The 7,265-nt window shown below is 65.0% G+C and carries 7 protein-coding genes and 1 pseudogene; 5 read left to right on the forward strand and 3 right to left on the reverse strand.

Going from position 1 to position 7,265, the window contains the following annotated elements; translation table 11 throughout:
- The first annotated feature begins 118 nt into the window (after nt 1-118).
- The 5 genes from yajC to DYI24_RS17420 all read left to right on the forward strand — a co-directional run bounded on the left by yajC (nt 119) and on the right by DYI24_RS17420 (nt 4,753).
- Entirely contained in the window at nt 119-556 is a 438-nt protein-coding gene (yajC, locus tag DYI24_RS17400) for a preprotein translocase subunit YajC (RefSeq protein ID WP_107344740.1), read from the forward strand.
- A 44-nt stretch (nt 557-600) separates the two neighbouring features.
- The gene (secD, locus tag DYI24_RS17405) at nt 601-2,202 is read left to right on the forward strand and encodes a protein translocase subunit SecD (RefSeq protein WP_107344739.1); all 1,602 of its coding nucleotides are present in this window, start codon (nt 601-603) and stop codon (nt 2,200-2,202) included.
- Nucleotides 2,203-2,227: 25 nt separating this feature from the next.
- A complete protein-coding gene (gene secF, locus DYI24_RS17410) occupies nt 2,228-3,343 on the forward strand; it encodes a protein translocase subunit SecF (RefSeq protein ID WP_107344738.1) in 1,116 nt (371 codons plus the stop codon).
- A 160-nt stretch (nt 3,344-3,503) separates the two neighbouring features.
- Nucleotides 3,504-3,887 (forward strand): Mth938-like domain-containing protein, encoded by a 384-nt coding sequence (locus DYI24_RS17415; protein ID WP_164573192.1) that lies wholly within the window; start codon nt 3,504-3,506, stop codon nt 3,885-3,887.
- Nucleotides 3,884-4,753, forward strand: a complete 870-nt coding sequence (locus DYI24_RS17420) for a phytoene/squalene synthase family protein (protein ID WP_164573193.1) — start codon at nt 3,884-3,886, stop codon at nt 4,751-4,753. The genes DYI24_RS17415 and DYI24_RS17420 overlap by 4 nt, the downstream gene beginning before the upstream one ends.
- A 129-nt stretch (nt 4,754-4,882) precedes the next feature.
- Here DYI24_RS17420 and trmFO read toward each other — a convergent pair whose 3' ends face one another.
- From trmFO to DYI24_RS28810, 3 genes and pseudogenes are all read right to left on the reverse strand, one after another.
- Nucleotides 4,883-6,319 carry a methylenetetrahydrofolate--tRNA-(uracil(54)-C(5))-methyltransferase (FADH(2)-oxidizing) TrmFO gene (gene trmFO / locus DYI24_RS17425; protein WP_164573194.1) on the reverse strand — a complete coding sequence of 479 codons (1,437 nt, stop codon included), beginning with the start codon at nt 6,317-6,319 and terminating at the stop codon, nt 4,883-4,885.
- A 137-nt stretch (nt 6,320-6,456) separates the two neighbouring features.
- Complete coding sequence (locus DYI24_RS17430; RefSeq protein ID WP_012496279.1) at nt 6,457-6,609, reverse strand: DUF1127 domain-containing protein; 153 nt, start codon at nt 6,607-6,609, stop codon at nt 6,457-6,459.
- A 499-nt stretch (nt 6,610-7,108) separates the two neighbouring features.
- A pseudogene (locus DYI24_RS28810) lies at nt 7,109-7,265 on the reverse strand (DUF2189 domain-containing protein); the annotation flags it as partial.

A 7,265-nucleotide genomic window follows, 5' to 3' on the forward strand; every position in this document is an offset into this window, starting at 1 on the left:
ATGAGGCGGGTGGCAGCGTTGCAATTGGGACCGCGGCGGTTATAGTCCGCGCGAATTTGCGCCCCCCGGCCGACGCTTCCGCGCCGGGCCGGCTCGCTTGCTTTCACGGGGAATCCGAATGTTCGTTACGCCCGCTTACGCCCAGGCTGCTGCCGCCGGCGGCGACGCCAACAGCATGATCATGTCGCTGCTGCCGTTCGCGCTGATCTTTGTCATCATGTATTTCCTGATCCTGCGCCCGCAGCAGAAGAAGGTCAAAGAGCACGCCGAGATGGTGAAGAACATTCGCCGCGGCGACACCATCATCACCTCGGGTGGTCTGGTCGGCAAGGTCACCAAGGTGATCGATGATGATACCGTCGAGTTCGAACTCGCGGATGGGATTCGCGCACGCCAGATGCGCCAGATGATCACCGGCGTCCGCAGCAAGGGCGAACCGGTCAAGGATGCTCCCGAAGCCAACGGCAAGGCCAAGGGCAAGAAGGACAAGGACGCTCCGGCCAAGACCGAGGGCGACAAGACCGAGCCGGCGAAGGACGACACGGCGTCGAGCTGATGCTTGGACGCGCCGCCTCTTTCGGTTTCTGACGGGACAACTCGATGCTTTATATCTCACGGTGGAAGGCGCTGGCGATCATCCTGACGGCGCTGGCAGTGTGCCTTTGCGCCGTTCCCAATTTCTTCCCCGAGAGCACCGTCAAGAGCTGGCCGAAATGGGCGCAGCGACATCTGGTGCTCGGCCTCGACCTGCAGGGTGGCTCGCACATCCTGCTCGAGGTCGACGCCAATTCGGTGAAGAAGGACAAGCTCGATTCGGTTCGTGACGACGCCCGCCGGGTGCTGCGCGAAGCCCGGATCGCCTATACGGGGCTCGCGACCAAGGGTGACTCGGTCGAGGTCCGGATCAGCAAGGACACGGATGTTCCGGCCGCGCTGGCCAAGCTGCGTGAGCTGTCGCAGCCGCTCGGCGGTCTGCTCGGCTCCAATGGCCAGCGTAGCCTCGAAGTCTCCGACGCCGGCGGCGGCCTGATCCGCCTGACGGTGCCGCAGGCCGCGATCGCCGACCGTGTCCGTCAGTCGGTCGATCAGTCGATTCAGATCGTCGAACGCCGCGTCAACGAGCTCGGCACCGTCGAGCCGTTGATTCAGCGCCAGGGCGCCGACCGCATCCTGGTGCAGGTGCCCGGTCTACAGGATCCGACCCGGCTGAAGGAGCTGCTCGGTAAGACCGCCAAGCTCGACTTCCGTATGGTGGACAGCTCGGTGTCGGGCGACCAGGCGATGGGCGGCAACGTCCCGCCGGATTCCGAACTGCTGATGAGCGCGTCGTCGCCGAAGCAGCCTTACGTGATCAAGAAGCAGGTGCTGGTGTCGGGCGCCGATCTCACCGACGCGCAGCCCGGATTCGACCAGCGCACCGGCGAGCCGATCGTCTCGTTCCGCTTCAACACCAACGGCGCCCGCAAATTTGCCCGCGCCACCACCGAGAACGTCGGCCTGCCGTTCGCCATCGTGCTCGACAACGAGGTGATTTCTGCTCCGGTGATCCGCGAACCGATCACCGGCGGCTCCGGTCAGATCTCCGGCAGCTTCACGGTGCAGGGCGCCAACGACCTGGCGATCCTGCTGCGCGCCGGCGCGCTGCCGGCGCCGCTGACCATCATCGAAGAACGCACGGTCGGTCCGGGGCTCGGCCAGGACTCGATCGAGAAGGGCGAACGCGCCGCCTATGTCGGTTCGATCCTCGTCATCGTGTTTATGCTATTGACCTACCGGCTGTTCGGCGTGTTCGCAAACCTCGCGGTGGCGGTCAACGTCGCGATGATCTTCGGCATTCTGTCGTTGCTCAACGCCACCCTGACGCTGCCTGGCATCGCCGGCATCGTGCTCACGGTCGGCATCGCGGTCGACAGTAACGTGCTGATCTACGAGCGCATCCGCGAGGAGATTCGCGCAGGCCGAAACGCGATCTCGGCGATCGACGCCGGCTTCAAACGCGCGCTGGCGACGATTCTCGACTCCAACATCACCACCTTCATCGCCGCCGCCGTGCTGTTTTATATCGGCACCGGTCCGGTGCGCGGTTTCGCGGTGACGCTTGGTATCGGCATCATCACCACGGTGTTCACCGCCTTCACTTTGACCCGACTGATCGTCGCGACCTGGGTGCGCTGGAAGCGGCCGCACCACGTGCCGATCTGACGCATCGAATCCGAGAGAGCCACACGTGACACACTGGATTTTGGTCGGGCTGGGCGTTCTGATTGCGGTGCTGACGGTCGTCAGCATCTTCGGCTGGCTGCCGTCGCTGCGCATCGTTCCCGACAACACTCACTTCGACTTCACCCGCTTCCGCCGCATCAGCTTCCCGATCTCGGCGGTGCTGTCGATCGCCGCGATCACGCTGTTCTTCACCCACGGGCTGAATTTCGGCATCGACTTCCGCGGCGGCACGCTGCTCGAAGTCCGCGCCCATTCCGGTGCGGCCGATATCGCGGGCATGCGCGACACGCTGAGCAAGCTCAACCTCGGCGATGTGCAGCTGCAGCAGTTCGGCGGTCCGGCCGAAGTGTTGATCCGTATCGCCGAGCAGCCCGGTGGCGACCAGGCGCAGCAGGCGGCGGTGCAGAAGGTGCGCGCCGCGCTCGGCGACTCGGTCGACTATCGCCGCGTCGAAGTCGTCGGCCCGCGCGTCTCGAGCGAGCTGCTCGCGTTCGGCATGCTCGGCCTGATGGTCGCGATCCTGGGCATCCTGGTCTATCTCTGGTTCCGGTTCGAATGGCAGTTCGCGCTCGGCGCGATGATCGCCAACGTGCACGATATCGTGCTGACGATCGGCTTCATGTCGATCAGTCAGGTCGACTTCGACCTGACCTCGATCGCGGCGCTGCTGACGATTCTCGGCTACTCGCTGAACGACACCGTCGTGATCTACGACCGTATCCGCGAGATGCTGCGGCGCTACAAGAAGATGCCGATGCCGCAGCTGCTCAACGAGTCGATCAACTCGACGCTGTCGCGCTCGATCATCACCCACGTCACCGTGACGCTGGCTCTGCTCGCGCTGCTGCTGTTCGGCGGCCATGCGATCCACTCGTTCACGGCGGTGATGATGTTCGGCGTGGTGCTGGTCGGCACCTACACCTCGATCTTCATCGCGGCACCGATCCTGATCTATCTCGGCGTCGGCACACATCGGCTCGACGAGCCGGCTGAAAAGCCGGCGAAGCCCGAGCCGGTCGCGCCGCCCGCGGCCGAAGAGGTTCCGGCGCGGTTTGTCGATCCGGAGCCGACCGCACCGGCCGCCAAGCCGGCCAAGGCCGGTAAGCCGAAGAAGCGGTAAGTCAGGCGGGCAGGGCTGCTGGTAACAGGCAGCCCCGGCCGGCTTGTTTGAACCGTTGCCGTGCCACCGCATTGACGCGCTGTCGCCGCTCGCTGCCGAGCGGCGCAAACCTGTAGGGTGCCGCCGCATGACGCCAACGCTCGACGCAGGACGCTAGCTCGTGGCGCAGCGCTCCGAGTTTCCGCACTTTCCCCGCATGGCCGCGGTCGATGCCTATGGCAAAGGCGGGTTCTATTTCGCCGACATGTCGCATCAGGGATCGCTGCTGTTTCTGCCCGATGCGGTGTGGGGCTGGGACGTGACCAAGCCGGAACAGATCGACCGCTACAGTCTGCAGCGCGTGTTCGACAACGCCAACGCGATCGACACGCTGATCGTCGGTACCGGCGCCGATCTGTGGGTCGCGCCGCGGCAGTTGCGCGAGGCGCTGCGCAGCGTCAACGTTGTGCTCGACACCATGCAGACCGGTCCGGCGATCCGCACCTACAACATCATGATCGGCGAACGGCGGCGGGTCGCCGCTGCGCTGATCGCGGTGCCATGAGCGAGACGGCCGACACCGGCGCTGCGGCGTTCTGCGCCAATTTGGTGCGCGAGGCCGATTTCGACCGCTATGCGGCGACGCTGTTCGTCCCACCCGAGAAACGCCGGTCGCTGCTGGCGCTCGCTGCCTTCAATGCCGAGATCGTGTGGGTTCGCAGTCAGGTCAGCCAGCCGCTGCCCGGCGAGGTCCGCCTGCAGTGGTGGACGGATCTGCTTGCCGGGTCGGCACATGGCGGCGCCGAGGGTAATCCGGTCGCGGCCGAGCTGACCCGGGCGATCGCCGAGCACGGGCTACGGATCGAACCGCTGACGCGGCTGATCGAGGCGCACATCTTCGATCTCTATAACGACCCGATGCCGGACTGGACGGTACTCGAGCCGCATCTGGTGGAGACCGATGGGACGCTTCTCGCGCTCGGCGCCCGCGTTCTTGGCCACACCGGCGCGCAAGCAGAAGCGATCGATCACGTGGCGCGGCACGCTGGCGTCGTGGTCGGCGTGGCGCGCATCGTGGCGCGGCTGCCTTATGATTCCGCGCGTCGCCAACTCTATCTGCCGAACGATGTGCTGCAGCGGCACGGCTGCGACTTGGAGCAGGTGTTCGGCGGCCAATCGGCCCCCGCGCTGAAAGCCGCGCTCGCCGATGTCATTGCGGACGCCCGCAAGCATCTGGATCAGGCGATGCAGGAGCTGACCGAGCTGCCGGCTTCGGTGCGCCCCGCCTTCCTACCGCTTGCGCTGGCGCGCCGCGATCTCGACCAGCTGGCGTCCCCGGAACGCGATCCGTTCACGCCGTTCGATCGCTCGCGCTTGACGACGTTATGGACGCTGTGGCGAGCGAGCAGGAGCAAAGTGCTCCGCATATAACGGGCCGGCTCCGGTCATTGCGAGGAGCGAAGCGACGAAGCAATCCAGCACTGTGCATGGAGCTCTGGATTGCTTCGCTTCGCTCGCAATGACGGAGAAGACTTGTGCGCCTCAGACAGCGACGAACGACTACGCCGCCTTCGGCAGCTTCAGGTGCGCGGCGATCCAGCCGTCGATGTCGGCGAGGGCGCGGGCGCTGAGGGCCTGCTTCTTGGCGACCGACTTCTCCGGACCGCGCAGGCGCTTGCCGTCCGGGCCCTTCGTCGGCGGGTTGGCGAGCGGCGGGAATAGGCCGAAGTTGATGTTCATCGGCTGAAACGAGCGCGGGCCGGCATCGATGGTCTCGATGTGGCCGCCGGTGATGTGGCCGAGCAGGGCGCCGAGCGCCGTGGTCGGCGGCGGCGGCGCCAGCGGCGCTCCGAGCACATCGGCTGCTGCGGCCAGGCCGGCGAACAAGCCGACGCTGGCGGATTCGACGTAGCCCTCGCAGCCGGTCATCTGCCCGGCGAACCGAAGCCGGGGCGAAGCGCGCAGCCTGAGGCTTTCGTCGAGCAATTTCGGCGAGTTCAGAAACGTGTTGCGGTGAAGGCCGCCAAGCCTTGCGAACTCAGCGTTTTCGAGTCCCGGGATCGTACGGAAAACACGCAGTTGTGCGCCGTGCTTCAACTTGGTTTGGAAGCCGACCATGTTGTACAGCGTGCCCAGCTTGTTGTCCTGGCGGAGCTGCACGATGGCGTAAGGCTTGACCGTCGGGTTGTGCGGGTTGGTCAGGCCGACCGGCTTCATCGGGCCGTGGCGCAGCGTCTCGCGGCCGCGCTCGGCCATTACTTCGATCGGCAGGCAGCCGTCGAAATACGGCGTGTCCTTTTCCCAATCCTTGAAGTCGACCTTCTCACCCTCGATCAGCGCGTCGACGAAGGCGTCGTACTGCTCGCGGGTCATCGGGCAATTCAGATAGTCGGCGCCGGTGCCGCCGGGGCCGACCTTGTCGTAGCGGGACTGAAACCACGCCACTGACATATCGATCGAGTCGCGATGCACGATCGGGGCGATCGCGTCGAAGAACGCCAGCGCACTCTCGTCGGTGAGGCTGCGGATGGCGTCGGCGAGTGGCGCCGAGGTCAGCGGGCCGGTCGCGACCACAACGCTGGCCCATTCCTGCGGCGGCAGGCCATCGATCTCTTCGCGGCAGATCTCGATCAGCGGATGCTCCGCCAGCGCCTTGGTGACCGCGGCCGAAAAGCCATCGCGGTCGACCGCCAGCGCGCCGCCGGCCGGCACCTGGTTTGCGTCGGCCGCCTGCATGATCAACGAGCCGAGCTTACGCATCTCGGCATGCAGCAGCCCGACCGCGTTGTTGGCGGCATCGTCGGAGCGGAACGAGTTCGAGCACACCAGCTCGGCAAGGCCATCGGTCTTGTGGGCCTCAGTGGTACGGACGGGCCGCATCTCATGCAGCACCACACGCACCCCTGCGCGGGCGATTTGCCAAGCGGCTTCCGAGCCGGCGAGGCCGGCGCCAATGACGTGAACGACGGGTGAGGCGGAGGGGATGCTGCTGGTCATCGGCTACAGCTAGCTTGTTTCGGTCGCGGGTCAAATCCCGTTTGCAACGCTGCGAAACTGCTCGACTCTTCTCCACAAACGACAACGCCCGCCAGGAGGCGGGCGTTGGCCGTAGAAGGCAGAAACAGGCGGTCGGGTCAGCCGTTGTAGTGACCCGAAGCGACGCGCGGGATGTCCGAACGGTCAAGTCCGATGTCGGCCAGTTCGCGATCGCTGAGCTGGGACAGCTCAGCGACGTTGCGCTGATAGTCCCGGAACGCGCGGATCGCGCGGATGAGCGAAAGCAGCATGGGATGGTCTCCTTGTCCACGATTCAGTTCTTCGGAAGAACCGAAGCGTCGAAAGGAATATAGGCGACGAGTCGGGAAACCAGCAGCGTAAATGCTGCACCGCAGCTAATCCGTGGATGCATACCGCCGGGAAGGAATGATTAACCCTTCTGCGCTGGCTCGGCCTCCGAGATCTGCTCGCAGCTTGGGGCGGAGGACCTGCTGACCTCGCGCCTCGGGGTCTTCCGAGCTGAAATATAGTGCATTTTCAGCGCAATCTGACCCTACTCTCAGCCGCTTGAGACTTTCCACCGGAAATCTAGTGCCGGTCAGCTCCACCGTCCGAGTTAAGACGTTCGGACAATTCGGTCCGTTCCCATGCACCATACGCATAAATACGGAGGTCGTGAATGAGTATTCATGGCGAATCGAGGGATTTGATCTGCCGCAATGCACAAAACGGCCGCCGACCTCTGAGAACGATCGGCGGCCGAGGTGGGGAGCTTGCCGATGAGTCGGCTCAGGTCCCGTTGCGCTTCCATTGCAGCAGGTTGGCCGGGAAATCAGCTGCCGACCGCTTGAGCGGGCTGGGCGGCGGCAATCGCGGCGGATTGGGGTTCGGCTCGACCGCCTTGCGGTACAAATGCCAGGTGGCATGGCCGAGCAGCGGGATCACC

The sequence above is a fragment of the Rhodopseudomonas sp. BR0C11 genome, from assembly GCF_010820945.1.
In the GTDB taxonomy this organism is placed as follows: domain Bacteria; phylum Pseudomonadota; class Alphaproteobacteria; order Rhizobiales; family Xanthobacteraceae; genus Rhodopseudomonas; species Rhodopseudomonas palustris_H.

What these genes read in the sequence shown, in the direction of transcription:
- yajC (WP_107344740.1), top strand. Translation starts at nt 119, where the DNA reads ATGTTCGTTACGCCCGCTTACGCCCAGGCTGCTGCCGCCGGCGGCGAC.
- secD (WP_107344739.1), top strand. Translation starts at nt 601, where the DNA reads ATGCTTTATATCTCACGGTGGAAGGCGCTGGCGATCATCCTGACGGCG.
- DYI24_RS17420 (WP_164573193.1), top strand. Translation starts at nt 3,884, where the DNA reads ATGAGCGAGACGGCCGACACCGGCGCTGCGGCGTTCTGCGCCAATTTG.
- trmFO (WP_164573194.1), bottom strand. Translation starts at nt 6,319, where the DNA reads ATGACCAGCAGCATCCCCTCCGCCTCACCCGTCGTTCACGTCATTGGC.
- DYI24_RS17430 (WP_012496279.1), bottom strand. Translation starts at nt 6,609, where the DNA reads ATGCTGCTTTCGCTCATCCGCGCGATCCGCGCGTTCCGGGACTATCAG.